Origin of the sequence: Paenibacillus antibioticophila (genome assembly GCF_000455265.1) — a bacterium.
Taxonomy (GTDB): Bacteria; Bacillota; Bacilli; order Paenibacillales; family Paenibacillaceae; genus Fontibacillus; species Fontibacillus antibioticophila.
Map to the genome: position 1 here is coordinate 165,668 of NZ_HG005140.1, position 20,024 is coordinate 185,691.

The 20,024-nt window shown below is 50.9% G+C and carries 20 protein-coding genes; 5 read left to right on the plus strand and 15 right to left on the minus strand.

Translation table 11 applies throughout. The features are described 5' to 3' along the window. Positions 1–867: 867 nt before the first annotated feature. The 8 genes from TX85_RS14665 to TX85_RS14700 form a co-directional block, all read right to left on the minus strand. Complete coding sequence (locus tag TX85_RS14665; RefSeq protein WP_044480260.1) at positions 868–1,743, minus strand: UbiA-like polyprenyltransferase; 876 nt, start codon at positions 1,741–1,743, stop codon at positions 868–870. Continuing rightward, complete coding sequence (locus tag TX85_RS14670) at positions 1,727–3,067, minus strand: aspartate aminotransferase family protein (RefSeq protein WP_044480261.1); 1,341 nt, start codon at positions 3,065–3,067, stop codon at positions 1,727–1,729. The genes TX85_RS14665 and TX85_RS14670 overlap by 17 nt, the downstream gene beginning before the upstream one ends. 132 nt (positions 3,068–3,199) lie before the next feature. Further along, positions 3,200–5,197, minus strand: a complete 1,998-nt coding sequence (locus tag TX85_RS14675) for a peptidase U32 family protein (protein WP_044480262.1) — start codon at positions 5,195–5,197, stop codon at positions 3,200–3,202. An 85-nt stretch (positions 5,198–5,282) separates the two neighbouring features. Beyond that, positions 5,283–6,089 carry an energy-coupling factor transporter transmembrane component T family protein gene (locus TX85_RS14680; RefSeq protein ID WP_044480263.1) on the minus strand — a complete coding sequence of 269 codons (807 nt, stop codon included), beginning with the start codon at positions 6,087–6,089 and terminating at the stop codon, positions 5,283–5,285. A gap of 3 nt (positions 6,090–6,092) precedes the next feature. Further along, a complete protein-coding gene (locus tag TX85_RS14685) occupies positions 6,093–6,977 on the minus strand; it encodes an energy-coupling factor transporter ATPase (RefSeq protein WP_044480264.1) in 885 nt (294 codons plus the stop codon). Then, positions 6,953–7,795: an energy-coupling factor transporter ATPase gene (locus TX85_RS14690; RefSeq protein ID WP_049894975.1), complete on the minus strand. Its 843-nt coding sequence runs from the start codon at positions 7,793–7,795 to the stop codon at positions 6,953–6,955. The genes TX85_RS14685 and TX85_RS14690 overlap by 25 nt, the downstream gene beginning before the upstream one ends. A gap of 25 nt (positions 7,796–7,820) precedes the next feature. Beyond that, positions 7,821–8,375, minus strand: a complete 555-nt coding sequence (locus TX85_RS14695) for a Gx transporter family protein (protein ID WP_044480265.1) — start codon at positions 8,373–8,375, stop codon at positions 7,821–7,823. Continuing rightward, a complete protein-coding gene (locus TX85_RS14700) occupies positions 8,359–8,751 on the minus strand; it encodes a NusG domain II-containing protein (RefSeq protein WP_044480266.1) in 393 nt (130 codons plus the stop codon). The genes TX85_RS14695 and TX85_RS14700 overlap by 17 nt, the downstream gene beginning before the upstream one ends. Before the next feature lie 230 nt (positions 8,752–8,981). Here TX85_RS14700 and TX85_RS14705 point away from each other — a divergent pair, with 230 nt between their 5' ends. The 5 genes from TX85_RS14705 to nrdF all read left to right on the plus strand — a co-directional run bounded on the left by TX85_RS14705 (position 8,982) and on the right by nrdF (position 14,890). Next, positions 8,982–10,061, plus strand: coding sequence for an FAD:protein FMN transferase (locus tag TX85_RS14705; RefSeq protein ID WP_044480267.1), 1,080 nt, complete (start codon positions 8,982–8,984; stop codon positions 10,059–10,061). An 899-nt stretch (positions 10,062–10,960) separates the two neighbouring features. Further along, positions 10,961–11,119: a hypothetical protein gene (locus tag TX85_RS14715; RefSeq protein WP_044480269.1), complete on the plus strand. Its 159-nt coding sequence runs from the start codon at positions 10,961–10,963 to the stop codon at positions 11,117–11,119. A gap of 337 nt (positions 11,120–11,456) precedes the next feature. Further along, on the plus strand, positions 11,457–11,816 hold the full coding sequence (gene nrdI, locus TX85_RS14720) for a class Ib ribonucleoside-diphosphate reductase assembly flavoprotein NrdI (protein ID WP_044480271.1): 360 nt from the start codon (positions 11,457–11,459) through the stop codon (positions 11,814–11,816). Beyond that, complete coding sequence (gene nrdE, locus TX85_RS14725; RefSeq protein WP_044480272.1) at positions 11,803–13,887, plus strand: class 1b ribonucleoside-diphosphate reductase subunit alpha; 2,085 nt, start codon at positions 11,803–11,805, stop codon at positions 13,885–13,887. Before nrdI ends, nrdE begins: the two co-directional genes overlap by 14 nt. Positions 13,888–13,930: 43 nt before the next feature. Further along, positions 13,931–14,890, plus strand: a complete 960-nt coding sequence (nrdF, locus tag TX85_RS14730; RefSeq protein WP_044480273.1) for a class 1b ribonucleoside-diphosphate reductase subunit beta — start codon at positions 13,931–13,933, stop codon at positions 14,888–14,890. 100 nt (positions 14,891–14,990) lie between these two features. Here the strand turns inward: nrdF and TX85_RS14735 are convergent, their stop codons facing one another. The 7 genes from TX85_RS14735 to TX85_RS14765 all read right to left on the minus strand — a co-directional run bounded on the left by TX85_RS14735 (position 14,991) and on the right by TX85_RS14765 (position 20,015). Further along, a complete protein-coding gene (locus TX85_RS14735) occupies positions 14,991–15,797 on the minus strand; it encodes a glycosyltransferase family 8 protein (RefSeq protein WP_044480274.1) in 807 nt (268 codons plus the stop codon). 163 nt (positions 15,798–15,960) lie between these two features. Further along, the gene (cysK, locus tag TX85_RS14740) at positions 15,961–16,890 is read right to left on the minus strand and encodes a cysteine synthase A (protein ID WP_044480275.1); all 930 of its coding nucleotides are present in this window, start codon (positions 16,888–16,890) and stop codon (positions 15,961–15,963) included. 6 nt (positions 16,891–16,896) lie between these two features. After that, entirely contained in the window at positions 16,897–18,018 is a 1,122-nt protein-coding gene (locus tag TX85_RS14745) for a YeeE/YedE family protein (protein WP_044480276.1), read from the minus strand. A 56-nt stretch (positions 18,019–18,074) separates the two neighbouring features. Beyond that, a complete protein-coding gene (locus TX85_RS14750; protein ID WP_044480277.1) occupies positions 18,075–18,782 on the minus strand; it encodes a cytochrome c biogenesis CcdA family protein in 708 nt (235 codons plus the stop codon). A 17-nt stretch (positions 18,783–18,799) separates the two neighbouring features. After that, positions 18,800–19,348 (minus strand): TlpA family protein disulfide reductase, encoded by a 549-nt coding sequence (locus TX85_RS14755; RefSeq protein WP_049894976.1) that lies wholly within the window; start codon positions 19,346–19,348, stop codon positions 18,800–18,802. Between the two features lie 20 nt (positions 19,349–19,368). Continuing rightward, positions 19,369–19,629 carry a sulfurtransferase TusA family protein gene (locus TX85_RS14760; RefSeq protein ID WP_049894977.1) on the minus strand — a complete coding sequence of 87 codons (261 nt, stop codon included), beginning with the start codon at positions 19,627–19,629 and terminating at the stop codon, positions 19,369–19,371. Continuing rightward, a complete protein-coding gene (locus tag TX85_RS14765; protein ID WP_044480278.1) occupies positions 19,626–20,015 on the minus strand; it encodes a rhodanese-like domain-containing protein in 390 nt (129 codons plus the stop codon). Before TX85_RS14765 ends, TX85_RS14760 begins: the two co-directional genes overlap by 4 nt. Positions 20,016–20,024 lie beyond the last annotated feature (9 nt).

A 20,024-nucleotide genomic window follows, 5' to 3' on the forward strand; every position in this document is an offset into this window, starting at 1 on the left:
ACGTCCAGTCCCAATGGCCTGGGCGCCTGGAGTTGAGCTCGCTCGCACGTTATTCTGGCCTTGGGAGTAACTTCGTTATCCGACTACGCATTCCAGTCTTGGTCTGAACTTTACTCGTCCTGCTTGATCAGCCTCGTTACGGTCGCGCTCCAGTGAAATTTCTTACCTTAAATTCTTCATTTGATGCTCGAACCCACTTTTAGTGAAAAAACTTACCTTAGATCGCCAGTAACTAGTTAAACCCAAGGAATAGCCGCCTTTAAGCGAAAGAATTTCACTATTTCCGTATTTCCACCAATTCACCTAAATTTAGAGTAACTTTTTTCACTACATGAGTGTGATCCGTTTATGTATGGGGTCTGCCGATCGTCACCATGCTGTGAAGCACCGTACGTTGGGAGCTTTGCGCAGTGTGAGTTATGCATGATGTTACTGTTTGTAATGCATCAGGCATCAAGATGCTATGCTGAATGAACGAGCCTGTAGGCTAGGCAAGTGATTCTGGTGCATTCTGCCATGCCTCCGACGTACGGAGGGGGAGTTACTATAGTGCATTCGGCACCTATAAAGCCGAACTAAAACCCGCGTAATAAGGGTATAAGTGTGAAGTGTGCTGAAGAAACGGAGTGTTCGCCTTTGCGAGTGGATTCCTACCATTTCAGATTTTACTCAATCAAAGGAATCCGCGAACAACAGCGATCGTAAGCATACTTCACACGTTGCCCTCCGGCACGCGGCAAAATCATTGGTTGGTTTTATATTGGCTGTTGCTGCGCTATTGCACGAAACTACGACGAAGGGAACGTTGGCATTAACGCTGAGACAGCTCTATATTTACTGCACCAGCCACTCATCCGGGCAAACAACCTACTTCAGCAGGAAAAAGTCTGCCATGGTGAAGAACAGGATGACCATGCTGATCACCTGGTTCAGATTGTATGAAGCGACCTTCATCACTCTGCGATTGGAGGGCTTGATGATTTTATGCTCGGTCATCAGGAGCAGGATGGCTAGGATCAGGCCTGCGATATATAGCCAACCGAGCCCGCGAATCGGAATCAGGACGATCAGCAGAAGCACCATAATCGAGTGTAATCCCGCAGCGATTCTCAGCCCGTTTTTCAGACCGAAGATGCTGGGAATGGACCATAATTTATGCTCGCGGTCAAATTCGATATCTTGGGATCCATAGATAATATCAAAGCCGGCAATCCACAGCATAACAATGGTTCCCAGGATGAACGGCGTGAAGGCAAATTTACCTGTGACCGCAAACCAGGCGCCGATCGGAGCCGAAGCAATGGTGAATCCGAGATACAGATGGCTCATGTAGGTGAAACGCTTTGTATACGAATAGGATGAGATCAGAAAAATAGCTACCGGCGATAGAATTAAGCAGAGCGGATTCAACATCCCGGCGGCAAAAATGAAAATAGCATAATTAATCAAAACAAACAGGAGCACTTCCTTCTCTCCCAGCAGCATCCGCGGCAAATGCCGGTGCGCTGTACGGGGATTCTGGGCATCGAAGGTCCGGTCCACAACCCGGTTGAATGCATTAGCCCCATTGCGGGCGCCGATCAATGCGATCAGTCCCCACAGCATAATCCGCCAGGACGGGAACCCGCCTGCCGCCCAGATCATCGAGATGATAGCGAACGGCAGCGAGAATAACGTATGCGAGAACATCACCAGTTCTCCGTAAAGCTTAATGCGGTGACCGATTTTACGCGCGATTTCCATCGCCTGCTCCCTCCTGTGTCCAGGATGCAGCTGCACGGTCGGCCTCTTCGAATACCTGACCAAGCGCAGCGAGCATCTCTGCGATATTCTGCTCTGTTATGACGAGCGGCGGCTGGAAGGCCAGTACATTCCGGCCGACGCCGTTCTTGCCGATGATGAACCCGCGATCCTTCATCGCCTCCAGCACATCATCGACAAGGCGGGCGCCAAGCTCTGGGGCGCCCGCACTCAGCTCGGCGCCGAGCATCAGACCGGCGCCGCGCACCTCGGACAGCACGCGCGGATAGCGTGCTGCCAGGTCCTCTAGGCCGGCGCGGAGCTGGCCGCCCAGGCGCTCGGCGCGTTCCGGCAGGCGGTGCGCTTCGATGTAATCGAGCACCGCGAGCGCCGTGACGGACGAGACCGGATTGCCGCCAAAGGTGGAGGCCGAAGGCCGGTTGAAGCTGGCGGCAATCGCGTCCGTCGAAGCGAACGCAGCGACCGGAACCCCACTGCCGAGCGCTTTCGCCATGGAGATAATATCGGGCGTCACGCCCCAGCGATCCATGGCGAACATGCGGCCTGTGCGGCCAAAGCCGGTCTGAATCTCGTCGGAGATGAGCAGTACGCCGTACTGCTCCAGAAGCGCCTTCACTTCAGGGAAGTACCAATCCGGAGGCACGATGATGCCTGCGTTGCCCTGGATCGGCTCTGCGATCATCGCTGCAATCTCGCCGCCCCTCTCCTCAAGCACTGTCTTCAGCGCGTCGATGGAGCGTCTTGCTGCATCATCAGCGCTCATTCCCTGTGCATACGGCCGCGGAATAAAGGTAACATCCTCAGCACCCGGCACAGCCAGTTGCGGGTCTGTCCGCCACATTTGCAGCCCTGTAACGCTCATCGTCAAATAGGTCCGTCCATGCAGGCCTTGCTCCAATGCGATGAATCCCCGGCGTCCGGTGTGCAGGCGGGCAAGCAGCAGGGCTCCTTCATTCGCCTCGGAGCCGCTGTTAACAAAGAAGGTGCGGCGCAGGTCCCCAGGCAGCACCTCTGCCAGCCGCTCCGCCAGATCCACATTAGGCTGCGTTAAGTAAATGGTGCAGGTATGCTGCAGCGTTCTTAGCTGCTCTGCGGTTCTCTCCGCAATTTCCGGATTGCAGTGACCGCTGGCGACCACAGAAACCCCGGCAAAAAAGTCGGTATATCTCTTGCCGTCATGTCCGTACAGATATTGCATGTCTCCCCGGACAAGCTGCGGGGGATTCCGATAGAAGTAACTGGTGCAAGGATAAAAATATTGACTGCGCTTCTCTAAGATTCCTTCAGGCCCGATGAATGGATTCATGCTTCATTCGCCTCTCTTCCCTATTTGCTGCTCTCTATTCACTTCACTATGAACATAGCCAGTTATGAACATAGCCATGGCATTGTACGGCACTAGGTCTATCCACTTGTACGGCACCAGGTCTATCTATGCTTACCTTTGCCCTGCTGGCTCTGCTTGCAAGGTGCTTAATGTAGTATTAGCCTGAGTTGCCCCACCGTCAAACTGAAGCGCCCCCAGCGTATATCCGGCATAGACCGGCTGAAGAGAAGCGAACAGCTCCTCCGCACGGTCCGGCTCATTCAGCGCCGCCTTATAGGCTGCAATGATCGTCGCCAATTGCTCCGGGCTATAGGTGGTGCCTTCAATCCGGAACACCTCCAGCCCGGCTTCCTTCAGCTCACGCACAAGCGGCAGAAGACATAGCTCCTTGGCCAAGGTGAGATGATTGCGTCCATGCACATCACGGTATACCGGGCTTTCGCCCTTATCTGTCTTGAGCACCAGAATCGAATTAGCGACATAAGTATTATCCTCTTCGCCAACCGGTTCGAATACTTCAGTATTTTCGTACAGATCGTGCTCCATATACATCAAGGCCGGAGAGCCATGCACGAGGGCCTCCATCGGTGCCGGCGCTTCAGCCAGCAGCGCGCGCAAATCGATCGCAGGCAGCTCCATGGAAGCTGTGAGCCGTGTTACTCCCATATTGTGATAGAAGCCCGCAGAGAGCTTGTTATACACGTTTAAATTGAAATCCCCAACGAGCGGATAGCCCTTCCCTGCAAATTTACGCACGGCCCCCAGATTCGTTACCATAACCCCATCAATCGGCAGACGTTCACCGGAGAGTAAACCGTCGTAAATTTCAAATTGCAGTTCCGTCATCATCCGCGGCAAGCAAACATATAGCTTCACATCGCCCTTTTGCGCAGCAAGCTGCTTAATCTCTTCTTTGGTAAACGCATGATCGGGCTCATATACATCTCCTGAAAGGTAAATGTGATCTGCCCCGGCCTTCATGGCCGCCTCCGCCTGTGTGACATTATTCACATGTACGGAAAGCTCAAGACGGCTGGTCCCCGATTTCCTGGACGGTGAAAATTCAGACCAGATCTCCTTAATCTCGTTCAGCCGCTTCTCCCCAAGCTCCCGTTCTTCCGTCGGTGTACTGAACACCTTGCCCGTACTGTAGAACTTTCCGGTTCCCTCATACCGCTTATTCATGTTGGATAGCCCGGGACGGCCAAAGGCATAGGCGGTAGAAAAATCACGCTTCCGGTTCTCGTACAGCAGATCACGATCCTTGGCCCGCTCAAATCCGACCGGATCGGCAATATAACGGTCAATTGCGTCTCCGTAAGCATTGATCAGCATCAGCACAAAGGCAGTATCCCGCATCCGGCCTTCAATCTTGAAGGACGTAATTCCGCCATGAATCAGCTCCGGAATATGCTCATACATGTACATATCCTTCACCGCCAGCGGATATTCGGAAGGATAGACGAAGCCGTCCTTTTTAACCCGGTAATCCCAGCGGCAAGGCTTCAGGCATTTTCCCCGGTTGCTGCTCATTCCGAAGACCAGGGAGCTGAAATAGCAATTCGCCCCGTGGACAGAGCACATATCGCCATGGATGAAGTACTCCAGCTCCATTCCTGTTTGTGCCTTTAAATAACGGGTTGAAGCCAAATCCATCTCGCGCGAGGTTACGACCCGAGTGACGCCTAGCTCCTTCAGGGCCTCTACCATTTCAATATTATGCACATTCATCATCACCGAGGAATGCACCGGGATCGAGAGGCCTAACTGCCGAATCAGCTCCAGCACGGCAAAGTCCTGGACAATAATCGCATCCGGAGCCGCGCTCTCCAGAAACCGCAAATAGTCAGCCGCTTCCTCAAGCTCTCCCTCATTCAGCAAATTATTTACGGTCACATAAGCTCTTTTGCCTAAGGCGCGGGCGATTTGCACCGCCTCGGTGATCTGTTCATGGGTAAAGTTATACCCTTTGCGCATCATGCGCATATTCAGACTTGGTCCGCCGAAGTAGACCGCATCACAGTTGGCTTTGATAACCTCCTCGAAGATTTCAAAGGTTCCCGCCGGCGCAAGCAGTTCGACTTCTTTTCCATTAAAACAGCGTGCCACAGTGTTTCTCCTCCCCAGGTACCGCAAATAACTGCGTTATTTAACGGATTTTATCTTCCTCTATATGTTTTCGTGATTCAAAGAATCAAGTTAAAACCAGCTTGAGCACAAGCACGATAGCAATCAGGACAACAAAGGACAGGACGAACCCCGTAGCCTTTGTACTCCAGACCAGCTTATGGTACTCCGAGCGCGGCTCCCCAATAATAAATCCCCGGGCCTCCATGGATAGCACCAGCTCCTCCGCACGGCGAAAGGCACTTACCGTAACCGGCACGAGCAATGAGACGAGCAGCTTGCCCTTCTCCAGCCAAGGCAGCTCTTTCAAGTCTGCGCCCCGCGCCGCTTGTGCTTTAAGAATCTTGTGAGTCTCATCCAGAATTGTTGGAATAAAACGCAGCGCAATCCCCATCATCAAGGTCAGCCGATCTGCGGACACCCCGATTTTTTTCAGGGGAGCAAGCACGCCGCCAAGCCCCTGGTTCAGCAGCCCCGGCGTGGTTGTGAAGGTCAGCATCGCCGTAAATGACACTAACAGCAGCATCCGGCTTGCCGAGATCAATCCTCGTGATAATCCCCCGGCGTATACCGTCACATTGCCGATTTCCAGGAGCAGTCTTCCCTCATCCACGGTCAGCGTCTGCACGACAAAAATAAAAACCATCAGTACCCACAAGGGTTTGGCGGCTTTGGCGTAATATTTAAGCGGGATCAAGGTCATCTTCATATAGATGAGCGAAAATATCGCCGCCGCAAGGAGCGGAATCCAGGAATCCACCAGAAGGAGTGCTGCCAAATAGAGGACCATTCCTGTCAGCTTGGCTCTCGGATCGATCGGATGAATCCAGGAGCCGGTCTCGATGCTCCGTCCGAACAATAGTCTGTTGCGCATCCTCTATCCGCCCCCTTTCCGCTCGATGTCTCCCGCTTCCAGCAATCGGCTGATGCGTGCAGCCGTTTGCTCCGCTGTCAGACAAGGCTCCTCTTGCTCTAACCCGTATTGCTCCGCAAGCCGGTTCCATACCTTGATGCAGGCCGGAACCGCCAGATGGTATTCACTTTCCAGCCTTGCAGCTTCATGGACAAGCTCGGCCGGACTTCCCTGAAATACCTTCTTGCCCTGGTGCATGACAATCCAGGTGCCCGCATAAGGAAGCATCTCTTCGATCCGGTGGGTCACGACGATCACCGTCTTGCCTTCCTCCTGCTGCATTCTTCCCAGCAATTCGGCCAGCTCTGCCCGGCTCTCCGGGTCCAGCGTGGCCGTCGGCTCATCGAGAACGATGACCTCCGGATCCATGGCCAGCACAGAGGCTATCGCCACCTTACGCATCTGTCCTCCGCTGAGATGAAAGGGATTCCGGGGCAGGAAGGATTCATCCAGCCCCACTTGCCGCAAAGCACGGATTGCACTTTGGCGCGCAGCTTCCCGGTCCATTCCGAAATTCAGCGGGCCAAACATCAGATCCTTCTCCACCGTATCTTCAAACAGCTGCTGCTCCGGGAACTGAAAGACAAGTCCTACTCTGCGCCTCAATTCCTGCAGCAGCGGCTTGCCGCCTGCTTCAAGCGTAAAGTCCAGCACGCGAACCTTGCCTTCCGTCGGCTTCAGCAAGCCGTTGAAATGCTGCAGCAGCGTGGACTTCCCCGAGCCCGTAGCCCCCGCGATACCGGTAAACACGCCCTCTTCCAGGCGGAGGCTCACCTCATGAAGGGCGGAATGACTCCACATATTTCTGGCATCGTAGGCAAAGCTTACTTTTTCAAAATCAACGGCCATATCCGATCCTCCACTTCCCCGCTCTGCCGGATCTCTTGCGGCACGGTAATTCCCAGCTTGTTCAATTCCTTCTCCAGCCTGACAGGGTAAGGGGCAATAAGACGGCAGGCTTGCAGCAGCTGATCATCCTGGAACAGCTCCCAGGGAGTCAAATCTGCGGCAATCCCGCCGTCGCTCAATACGATGGCTCGGTCTGAAGCCATGATCTCCTCCGCATCGTGCGTGATCGAGATCATGGTGTACCTGCCTTCTTCCTTCATTCCTCGCAGAATATCCAGCAGCTCTCCTCGTGCTCGCTCATCCAGCATGGACGAAGCTTCGTCAAAAATGATAATGTCCGGCTCCAGCGCCAGGATTGCAGCAATGGCTACCCGTTGCTTCTGTCCTCCGGACAGTTCTGCCGGATGCTTCGATAACAGATGGCCGATCTCCAGCTTCTCTGCATAGCTATGTACCCGTTCCTTCATTTCTTCCCGCGGAATACAGCGGCTTTCCAGCCCGAAGGCAATATCCTCTTCTACGGTCGAGCCGATAAACTGATTGTCCGGGTTCTGGAATACCATTCCGATATGAGAGCGCAGCTTCCCGATGGTGGCGCTGGAGAGATGAATGCCCTGCACCTCGATCATCCCCTCATTGACTGCCAGCAATCCCCCGAGCAGCTTGGCCAGCGTGGATTTGCCGCAACCGTTCGGGCCTACCAGCGATACCCAGCTTCCCGGAAGGATGCTGAATGACAGATCGCTCAATACCGGCTGCTCCGGTGAATACGCGAAAGAAACATGCTGCACATGATAAGCGGGTTGCTCTTCTGTCATCCTTACCCCTCCTGTCTATTTATATCTATACCGGCTTTGTCAAGAACCCCTCAAACAAGGATAACTTCGACAAGGAAGGGATCAGATACCGTACCGCAAGCCCGACGGCAATACCGGTCAATACGCCGGCAATTAACAATACCGGTAAATAGGACATGATTTTAGTTGTTTTCAAATATACCGCCGCAGCTCCAAGCTGCCCGACATTATGAGAAATGCCCCCAACAATACTAACGCTGACCATACTGAAATTTTCACGTCCGAAGCTGAGCAGTCCCCACATCGCAAGAAAGCTCAACAGGGCTCCGCTGATGCTAAACAACAAACTGGAGAAGGTCCCCAGCATGAACGAACTGAGTAAGGTTTTTAATATAACAACCATGAGGGCGTCTCTTCCTCTTAGGAAGTACAGGCAAGTAAGGACCATAATATTAGCCAGGCCCAGCTTGGCGCCCGGGACCCCCATATTCACAGGGATCGAAGCCTCGATCAGACTGAGAACAACGGCTACCGCTGCAAAAATCGCCACGATGACCGTCCTCTTCAGAGAGAGATTGGCCTGCTCATTTAACGATGGCATCGATGTCATCTCCTTCTGAAGGCGCGCCCTCGATCTCTACTAATAATTTATGAGGCAGGCAGACAATCGTACCTCCATTGCGCTCAATAAATCCGAAGGTAAGACATACCTTGTCCGGGCAATCCGCATCGATCATTTCAATACCGTAATCATGAACTTTAAGTAAATTATACCCATGTTCCGTATTTATCTCGATTTCCTGTTCTTCACCGGTCAGTTCTACCGTGCGGAACAGTTTGCCATCCACCGTAATTTTAGCGATGCGTTGTGTGTTGTGATTGTTTTCACTAGGGCTGTCGCCAAACCATCTGGGCACTAGAAATGCAGCAGCAATGACGACGACCAAACCGATGAGTATGATATCTCCGCGCTTCATGACAAACTCCCTTATTTTTTAATTATATAAATCTTAGATGAAACCATTATACCTGTTAGGCTCCAATCATCCGTGTGATAAATGTATCATTTTTTGCCGCATTTCACAAAATCATCACTTAGGAAGGGTATAATGCAGGAAGGAGCCTCTGTGAGGATTGATACTTTTAGTGCAGTTTCTTTTCTGCTACAATCAAGGTCGACATGAATGAGAAATGAGGATGCATACCTATGTTCAAAAATAAAGCGGTCGTCCTGCTGCTATCCGCAGCTCTTCTGACAGGCCTGCTCAGCGGCTGTGGCAGCACTTCAAGTAAAAACAGCAGCGCAGTCAACGCTAACGGACAAGCTCAGACCGTCACGCCTGTAAGCGAAACCTTCTTCATCTTCGATACCGTCGTGACCATTAAAATTTATGATAACCGTGCGACTACGAAAAACTTTGAAGAGCTCGAGGACTTGATGAAGGATATCGATTATAAAATTAACCGTTCCAACGAGGACAGTGAAATCTATGCTGTGAATGCCAACGCCGGCATTGCCCCGGTTAAGGTGTCCCAAGAGACCTTCGATCTGGTCAAGATTGCGGTCGACTATGCCAAGCAGACCAATGGTCTGCTCGATCCCTCGATCGGACCGCTCGTCAGCCTCTGGAATATCGGCCACGAGGACGCCCATGTTCCACCTGCTGAGGATATTGCCGCAGCTCAGAAGCTGATCGATTACCGGAAGGTGGAGTTAAATGAAGATACGCTTGAAATTTACCTTCAGGACAAGGGAATGGATCTCGACCTTGGCTCCTACGGCAAGGGCTACGCGGCTGACCTGATCTACGATAAATTGAAAGAACAGGGCTTTGACAGTGCTATCATTGATCTCGGCGGCAACGTCTTCGCCATGGGCAGCAAGCCCGGCAATCTGGAATGGACGGTTGGCATTCAGGATCCGACTCAGGAACGAGGCAATGATATTGGCACCGTCAAGGTGATCGATAAGACCGTCGTAACCGCAGGCATTTATGAACGCTATTTCGTAGAGAACGGCAAGTTCTACATGCATATTCTTGATCCGCGGACCGGCTATCCGGCAGATAACAATATCAGCAGTGTCACGATCATTGCCGATTCCTCTACGGCTGCCGATACGATGGACACTTCACTGCTCATTATGGGCATCGAGGATGGCTTGAAGTTTGCCGAGGAGAACAACACAGAAGCCTTGTTCATTACCAAGGACAAGCAGCTCTATGCCACTCCGGGCTTTAAAGAATTGCTCAATAAGAGCAATGACGATTATAGCTACGCTAACTGATTAATGATGCTGCATGCAGGGGGTAACGTGTGAAGGTTGCCCCATTTAACTCGCGCTCTAGAGGTTTAACTGTTCTTCTTGGAGAGCGGCTATTTCACTTTTGTACGGATTATCGTACAAAAAGTTGTCGTTACAGTCGAAGACAAGCCACTTTGTACGAAAAAACATACAAAAACTTTCATTTATGCCTTGGATAGGCCATTTTTGTACGAATAATCGTATAAAATGCTTCCATCCGTGCTTAGACGGATTTTTTTATATGGAATATCGTACAAACCCACCTCATTTCACATTTATAATGATTCGTTTATGATGATTCGTTGATGTCGTTAATGACTCTTAGTTGATGACTCTTATAGGTATAGGAGAATAGTGATATTAGATCGAAGCAACAACAAAAAGGACGTTTTCTTGACTTTTCATGAAAATTCCTGTAATATTACATCTTAGATTGTAAACCCCATATCATGTTCCTCAAAAGATTATAACCCTCACATACCATTCCGGTATGAAAATTCCTTATTTATGACCCTAAGAGTAAGAATGTTGGCAGTATTCGAGTATTTCTGATTCAAGCTGGCGCGGTCATCGGAGCCGCAAGGACAATTGAGAGGTAGGGCTTTTGTTGTATTAGAAACCGTAGATACGGTTGTAGTCTGAGCAGGAACATCCCATGGTTCTTCATGCAAGCTGGAAGGCCGGGTTACAATAATATTTCCCGCTGATTCGGGAACCCAAATGCAAGCGTCCCACGGATTTTGTGATCCGGCGGACGCTTGCGTCCATTTTGGGGAGAAACGGGCATAAGCTTGTTCCGGGTAAAGCAGCATGCATATTCTCCCTCCCTCCGTCCCACACTACAGATGTCTTTCCAATTCAGTCCAAAGGGGTGTTGAACAATGCGTGAAGGGTTAATTCCTGCTGTTCTTGGAACGGTCGTCACTGCATCAGCCGCATCACTGCTTGGAAGCAAGTACAAGCTTGCTGCAACCGGAGTTCTTGGATTTGGTCTGGCCCACATTGTGCTGGGCGCGATCGACCTGATTGAGCACCGCTAGCCTAACGAGAAGGACAGAGCTATTCTGCAGACTTTCGGGTCTGTCAGGATAGCTTTTTTAGCATTTGCTGTTATACTTAAAAATCTATGAAAAAAATATGTACAAAATTTGTACAAAACATCCGTTCAGCCTGCATCCTCTCGCTCTTTCAGGGTTTTCAACGTGTTTTCAGAGGAAAATTTCTAGGACTATCGTCTATTGACTTTCCAACATATAGTAGTAAAATTGATTAGGCATAACTAAATGTAGTGTATATAGTAAGTACAGCCGTATTTATGATAAAAATCATTGCTTTTAGTTACTAGACACATAACAAGAGTCCAGGAGGATCAGGGCCATGCTTATTGCGTACGATTCGAAGACCGGAAACGTCCGGCGGTTCATTAACAAATTGAAACTTCCAGCGGTTCAGATCGAGGAGACTATGACAATAGACGAGCCCTATGTGCTTGTTACATATACCACCGGTTTTGGCCAAATTCCGGCGAAGGTATCCGCCTTTCTGGAGAAGAATCACTCCGGCTTGAAGGGCATTGCCGCCAGCGGCAACAAAAATTGGGGCCAACTGTTCGCGCACAGCGCTGACTTGATCTCGGAGCGCTACAATGTCCCGGTGATCGGTAAGTTCGAGCTGTCGGGAACCTTTGGCGACGTACAACGCATAAAACAGGAGGTGGATCGGATTGCGGCACATTGAGTTAAACAATATGTTGATGAAACGGGATGAAACGGGCTTTTTCCAACTGGAAAAGGATCGGGAGGCCGTCGTAGAATTTATGCAGGACGTGGAGCGGCGCAGTCTGAGCTTCCCGAATACAAAGGCTAAGGTCGATTACATGATCGACAATGATTATTACGAGAATCTGTACGACCGTTATACCATCGATGTAATCGAAGATATATATCGAATTGCTCATGAATACAATTTTCAGTTCCCTTCATATATGGCAGCATCCAAGTTCTATACGGACTATGCCGTCAAGAGCAATGACCGGAAGCAATACCTGGAGCATTATCCGGACCGGGTAGCGGTAGTTGCGCTGTACCTGGCTCGCGGCAACGCCGATACGGCGCGCATTCTTGTTCGCTCCATGATGGAGCAGCGGCTTCAACCGGCTACACCGACCTTCCTGAACGCCGGAAAAAGCCGGCGCGGCGAAATGGTCTCCTGCTTCCTGCTGGAAATGGACGATTCGCTTAACTCGATTAACTATGTGCTTAACACTTGCATGCAGCTGTCCAAGATCGGCGGCGGGGTTGCTGTCAATCTGTCGAAGCTGCGGGCTCGCGGCGAGACCATCAAGGGCGTAGAAGGCGCGGCTAAAGGAATCATGCCTGTTCTGAAGCTGATGGAGGATGGCTTCACCTATGCAGACCAAATGGGTCAGCGCAAAGGCTCCGGAGCGGCTTACTATAATATTTTTGGCTGGGACGTACTGGAATTGCTGGACAGCAAGAAGATCAATGCCGACGAGAAGACGCGGCTTAAGACGCTGTCGATCGGTCTGATCGTTCCTAACCGCTTCTATAAGCTGGCTCAGGACAATGAACCCTTGCATGTCTTTGCTCCGTACACCGTCTACAAGGCTTATGGCACCCACCTGGATGACATGGACCTGGATGAAATGTACGATACCCTGCTCGCTGATCCCCGCGTGAAGAAGAGAGTAGCGATGAGCGCGCGCGATATGCTGACCAAAATTGCGATTACCCAGCTCGAATCGGGCTATCCATATATTATGAATAAGAGTAACGCGAATGCCGCACATGCTTTGAAAAATGTAGGACAGATCAAGATGTCGAATCTGTGCACCGAGATTTTCCAGGTACAGGAGACATCCGAAATCGCTGATTATGGCCAATCAGACACGATCCGCCGGGACATCAGCTGTAATCTTGCATCTTTGAATATTGTTAACGTGATGCAGCATAAGAAGATCCGCGAGTCCGTGCATGAAGGCATGCTCGCCCTGACTTCGGTCAGCGATATGACTCATATCTCCAACGCCCCTGGCGTGGCCAAGGCTAATGAGGAGATGCACTCCGTTGGCCTGGGCGTTATGAATTTGCACGGCTTTTTCGCCAAGAACAAGATTTCCTACGAAAGCGAGCAGGCCCGCGACTTTGCCCGTACCTTCTTCATGACGATGAACTACCACTCCATCGAGAAGAGCATGGAGATCGCCAAAGAGACAGGCAGAACGTTCCAGGGATTCGAGGAATCCGAATATGCCACCGGGGTATATTTCGAGCGTTACCTAACGACAGATTACCGTCCGGTTACAGCCAAGGTTCAGGAGCTGTTTGAAGGAATCTACATCCCGACGCCGGAGGACTGGAAGAATCTGCGCGATGCGGTGATGAAGCATGGTCTGTATCACGCCTATCGTCTCGCCATTGCGCCGACGGCAAGCATTTCGTATATCCAGAATGCCACGTCCAGCGTCATGCCGATTGTCGAGCAAATCGAGACCCGGACCTATGCAAACTCTACGACTTACTATCCGATGCCTTACCTGCAGCCGGACAATGTGTTCTATTATAAATCGGCTTATCAAATGAACCAGTTCAAGGTTATTGATCTGATCGCAGAGATTCAGCCTCATATCGACCAAGGCATTTCGACGGTCTTGCACGTCAACAGTGACGTAACAACCCGGGAATTGGCCCGCTGCTACCTGTATGCGGCACATAAAGGACTGAAATCCCTGTATTACACCCGGACGAACAAGCTGTCCGTTGAAGAATGCCTGACCTGCTCCATCTAAGGAAAAGGCGCACTGCAGCAACAGAGGGGAGAATTGAACGATAATGAATGCCATTCAAGCCGTGAATTGGAATCGTCCGGACGATGATTTTTCGTTGATGTTCTGGAACCAGAATATTATGCAGTTCTGGACGGACGATGAAATTCCGCTATCTGATGATAAAATGTCCTGGCTGACGCTGAGCGATCAGGAGAAGGACGCCTATATGAAGGTGCTCGGCGGTCTGACCCTGCTCGATACGATTCAGGGCGGCGTAGGCATGCCGCAAATTATGGAGCATGTCGGCGGACTGCAGCGCAAAGCCGTACTCGGCTTCATGGGCATGATGGAACAGATTCATGCGAAATCCTATAGCAGTATTTTTACTACCCTGGCTACTACGGAGGAGATCGATAGCATTTTCCGCTGGGTAGAGGACAATCCGTTCCTCCAGTACAAGGCATCGACGATCTCTGATTATTACAAGAGCATCAAGACAACGAAGGACCTCTATCTGGCTATGGCGGCTTCTGTCCTGCTGGAGAGCTACCTGTTCTATAGCGGCTTCTTCTATCCGCTTTATCTGGCTGGTCAAGGCAAAATGACCTGCAGCGGCGAGATCATCGATTTGATTCTTCGGGATGAGAGCATTCACGGCGTCTATGTCGGCGTGCTGGCCCAGGAAATTTTCGATGAACTGTCCGAGGATGAGCAGCATGATACGTACGAGACCCTCGTAGGTCTGCTGCGCTTGCTGCATGCGAATGAAGAGAAGTATACCGAACAAATCTATACCTCTATTGGACTGGTCGATGAGGTGAAGTCATTCCTTCGCTACAATGCCAACAAGGCGATGATGAACCTGGGTCACGATCCGTTGTTCCCGGACGAAGAGATTAATCCGATCGTCCAGAACGGCATCAGCACGCACACCAAGCAGCATGATTTCTTCTCCAAGAAGGGCAACGGTTATGTTCGCGCCATGAAGGTCGAGCCGTTAACGGATGAAGACTTTGTCTTCTAAATAAAACCATAAATGTCCGGCAGTCGGGTTTATCCCTTCCGCCGGACATTTTTTATGATCATGCGTGTAGTAGGCGAACCCTGCGTGAGCAGACTACCTCTTATACCTTTGCTAATTTTTCGTAATGCTTGTACAGAGAATGAAAGTAACCGGAGTAGTTCTTGTTCCAGGGTTTTCTTTTCCCGCAAAAGTGAATGATCGAGCTGTTCTTGATGACATAATCCATGTCAAACTTGCCGTTGCTCACCAGCTTATAATATTTAAAGTAGCGCGGATCATAGTTGTAGCGTACTTCATCCACCGACTTAATACTCTTGGAGTACAGGGCGTTGATGATATCCTGATCCGGCAAAATCAGCTTGATCCGGTGCTCCTCCACAAAGCTGAATAGTTCCCGCTCCTTTATGCTCTGGCGCTGCAACGCCAGATCCATCAGCAGCACGCCTGTATTATAATAAGCCTCAATCTCATAAGGAAGCAGGCGAAGCTTGTTCACCTCTTTGACCGATAGCCGGTCATGATAGGCAGCTCCGAACATGCAGCCTTCCAGATCCGTATCATACAGACTGCGAATTTCGTTAATTATGATCAGATCCGGATCAAGATACAAAATTTTCTCTATTTCCAGCGGCAAAAATTTAAAGGCAAGAATCCGGTAATACATTTCCTTGGAGTAATGCTTCACCACCGGCGCATCCGCAAAAACATCCTCTTCCACGGCAACAACAGACAGCCGCTGTCCCCTCTGCCCGACATATCGGTCCAGATCAGCCAACTCCTCATCCGATATGCTCGAATGCATAAGATAAATATGAAACGATTCTTCCGGATTACTTAGAAACAGAGATGTCAGCATCACCTCTAGCGCCTTGATGTACCTGGAATTTAAAGTGACCAGAATGTTCATAAGCCGCCTCGCTTCTTCTATGGAATAGTTCTGTTCTCCGATAGCTTCCTACCGGTGGCCATCTATATCTATTGTATGAGAGGCTGCAGCCTGTCCGCAACTATTCCTGCACGCAAAAGAGAGCGCCTCTGGACAAGGCACCCTCCTTCATAGCACACGTTATCTATTCCCCGAACAAGCCTGGCATACTTAAATAGCGCTCCCCCGTATCCGGGGCTATGCAAAGCACCCGTTTACCGGGGCCGAGCCGTCTCGCCTCCTGAAGCGCCGCCCAGACCGAGGCCCCCGAGGAGGGACCGACCAGAATGCCTTCGTGTCTGGCCAAGTCGCGGGTTGTCTGCAGCGCGTTGTCATCGGCGACCTGAATAATCTCATCATAAATGTCCGTATTCAAAATACCAGGAATAAAGCCAGGACTGGTTCCTACCAGCTTATGGGGGCCCGGCTCTCCCCCGGACAATACCGGAGAGCCCTGCGGCTCCACTACAAGAATACGGATATCCGGAAGATGCTGCCGCAGCACTTCTCCGGTTCCGGTTATCGTCCCTCCGGTTCCAGCGGTAGCAACGAACGCATCCAGCTTCCCGTCCAGCTGTTCCAAAATTTCCGGCGCTGTAGTCACACGATGGATTTGCGGATTGGCTTCATTCTCAAATTGCTGCGGGATGAAGCTGCCGGGAATGGATTCATGCAATTCCAAAGCTTTTTTTATCGCTCCGGGCATACGCTCGGCTGCAGGAGTGAGCACGACTTGCGCGCCATAGGCCTTAAGCAAATTGATTCGCTCCTTGGTCATATTATCGGGCATGACCAGAATCGCAGGATAGCCCTTCGCGGCTGCATTCATCGCAAGCCCGATGCCCGTATTCCCGCTTGTTGGTTCAATAATGACGGAGCCAGGCTGAAGCTTCCCCTGCCGTTCCGCTTCCGCAATCAGATTAAACGCAGCCCGATCCTTGACGCTCCCGCTTGGATTGAAGTATTCCAGCTTGACATATACCTCCGCATCCTGCTCGCCAACCAGACGGTTCAGCTTCACGGCAGGGGTATCCCCTATCAGCTCATAGATAGAGGCAACGACTTTTCTCCCCATCTTCTGTCATCCCTCCAGGTCTGTATCCCGATAAAAGAGCATCATCGGCATCTTGTAAACATACGCAATAACGACAAATATACCAAGCATCATACCGACAATCACAAGCAGGCTGCTTACGGATAAGCCGCCAATCCCTGTTATAACGTTGGCAATGTTGCACCCCGGCGCAATGCGGGAAGCTACGCCCATTAACAGGCCGCCAATGACGGCATGCGGTATTCTGGAAAGCTTCGGTATACGAAGCTTGAAAGAACGACTAAGCAAGGCAGCTGTAAATGCACCAACAACGAGGAATATGATCAGGATCTCCTCCGGCCCGATTCCGATTCTCGGAAAATTGGCAAACAAGCCGTTCAGATAGGTATTGTTGAGCACAACCTCCTCACCTGCAACCAGCGATAATGCCGTTGCTGCGACACGGGTCTGCGGGCCGGTAATTCCGAAGTTGGACAGCACTGCGAATTGGATGGTTGCAAGGAGCCCGATCAGCACCGCAACCAGACGAATATCCCAATGCGACTGCCTTAAAGGGTTCTTCTTCCAATCGGTGAAGGTATCCTTGAACCCTTGAAAGAAGGCCTTGATCCCATACTTTTTGAAAGCGATCAGAACCATGCCGCCTACGAGCAGCAGCGGAATCACCGCCGGAGGAAGCGGCAAGGAGAAGAAGGTATAGCCGGACTCCGAGACAGTCAGAGGCTGAATGAAGTAATCCCTGGCCCAAGGATCATAGATAAAGGCAAAGATTAAATTGCCGATCATGGCAAACAGCAGCACAATCCAGAACTGAACATACCCCATTCCACAGCGGTACAACGTACCCGAGCCGCATCCCCCGGCCATGGTCATGCCGATCCCGAACAGGAGTCCGCCGATCAGGTTGGTTCCCCCGATAGGCACCGTCCACACATCTGCGACCCCGCGGATTCCCAGACTAAGCACAGTCGCCCAGCCTACCAGGGAGACAGCGATCAGAACAAGCACTCCGTGTAAAATCCGGGTGTCCCGTACCGTGATCCAATCCCGAATGGAAGCCGTGAAGCAAAAATCAGCCTTTTGCAGCAGGAATCCATATAGAAAGCCGAAGATCCCGGCTATAATAAACATGTCGATGGTAAAGGTCATAATGATCATCCATTTCGTGTAAAAGTTTGAATTGCCGGGACGAGCTGAAGTTCAGTTCAGATGATCGGCTGAAAGTTAAACCACTCATTGAGCCAAAGTGACAGCACAGACAGCTTGTCTAAGAGCAGGAGCACTCCGAACACGATAAATATCCCTCCGCCGACTCTGGATAATACCCCGGTCATTTTGGACCACTTTTTAAAGAAAGAATAGAACAAGGCGAAGCCCAGAAAAGGAATCGTAAAGCCGGCTATGTACACCAGCATAAGCAGCATCCCCGTTTCCGGCTCGGAGGCGGACAGACCGACGATGGAACTCAGCATCGGACCGATGCACGGCGTCCAGCCTGCGGCAAAGCCGATGCCCAGGATAAAGGAACCGGCATAGCTTCCGGTCCTTCCGGTTATATTCAGACGGCGCTCGCGCAAAAGCCACGAGGGAGAGATCAGTCCGAGCAAGACAAGTCCCATAACAAGCATGAATAGTCCGCTGCCTATCCGGAGTTCCTTCTGGTATTCGATGAATAGACGTCCTATAAAGCTGGCCGAATAACCTAAAGCCAAATAGATGACTGAAATTCCGCATACGAACAGCAAGGTATGGAAAATGACTTTAATCCTTAAGCCGCTGCGCTGTCCCCCTTGAAGTGAGCCTGCCTCCAAACCGGTAATTCTGGAGAGGTAGACAGGAACGAGAGGGAGCATGCAAGGCGAAAAAAAGGAGAGCAGCCCGGCGGTACCTGCTAAAGCCAGTTGAACAATCACCAGCCATCTCCCCTTCCTTAGTTCTTGCCTATCTGAATCAACGATTCCAGCTTTCCGACGAACTCCTCTCCGGATTGCATCGCACGGGGTCCGATCAGCTTCTCAACAATACGGCCCTGCCGATCCACCAGGACAACCGTAGGCACGGCGAGCACTCCCAGTGAACTGCTGGCTATTCCGTCAAGATCAAAGTAAGCCGGCATCTGCAAATCATACTGTTCAATAAAGCCTCTGGCTCCATCCACAGAGTCGTCCGGTGTGACATTCACGGAAATAAAGGAGATCTCATCGCTGTATTCCGAATACAGACTATCGATATACGGAATTTCCTTCTGGCAGTAATTGCACCACGAAGCCCAGAAACTGTACAGAATGGGGCCGTCGATGTCAGAGGTATTCAGCAACTCTTCACCGCTCCGGATCGCGGCCAATTCAAAGCCTGGCACGGCTTCCACCTGTTCCTTGGCAACATCTGCAACGGGTGTCGGGGAACTGCCGGAACAGCCCGAAATGATCACCGCAACAAGTGATAAGCCCGCGAAAAAGTTCTTTATGTTCTTCTTCATTTCTTTATCCTCGCTGGGTATCAGTTTTTCTTCAGATAGATATGATAATTGCCATCCTCTTCTATAATGCCGAGAAATTCGGCTAACTTGTTCATCTTTACAGCAGCGGGGATCGTCTTCGTGGCGATCGTATGGTCGGTCACCTCAACGACAATTTCGCCAGGCTCGGCTTTCTTCAACCCCTTCAATGCCAAATCCAGGGTATGGGGGCATACCTCCCCGATGGCGTCGATGACATGGTCTTTTTTCAACTTGCTCAAGTCTTCTTGGGTATAGCTCATTTCGCCAACTTCCTCTCCAGATTTTTCATAGAAAATGATGTAATGACATGCTCCAGCCCGTCAATAACGTCCGCCTCCCAAGCCAGCATGCCTCCGGCATAATTGTGCACCTTCTGAATACCTTCCGATTGAAAGTATTTGGAGACCTCAAGGCTTCTTCTGCCGCTACGGCAAACCAGGATATATTCCGCTTCTTTGTCGAACTGGTCGATAAGCTCCGGAATTTCTCCCATAGGGAGGAGCGGAATGCCCGGAATATGGGCTTCCTGGTATTCTTCGGGCTCGCGAACATCGATGATATAAATATTCCGCTGCTCCGGATCATTCCATATTTCTGCGAGCTCTGCGGCACTTACATGGGAGACTCCTTCAATGGTTTCAGGCATTGCTGTTCG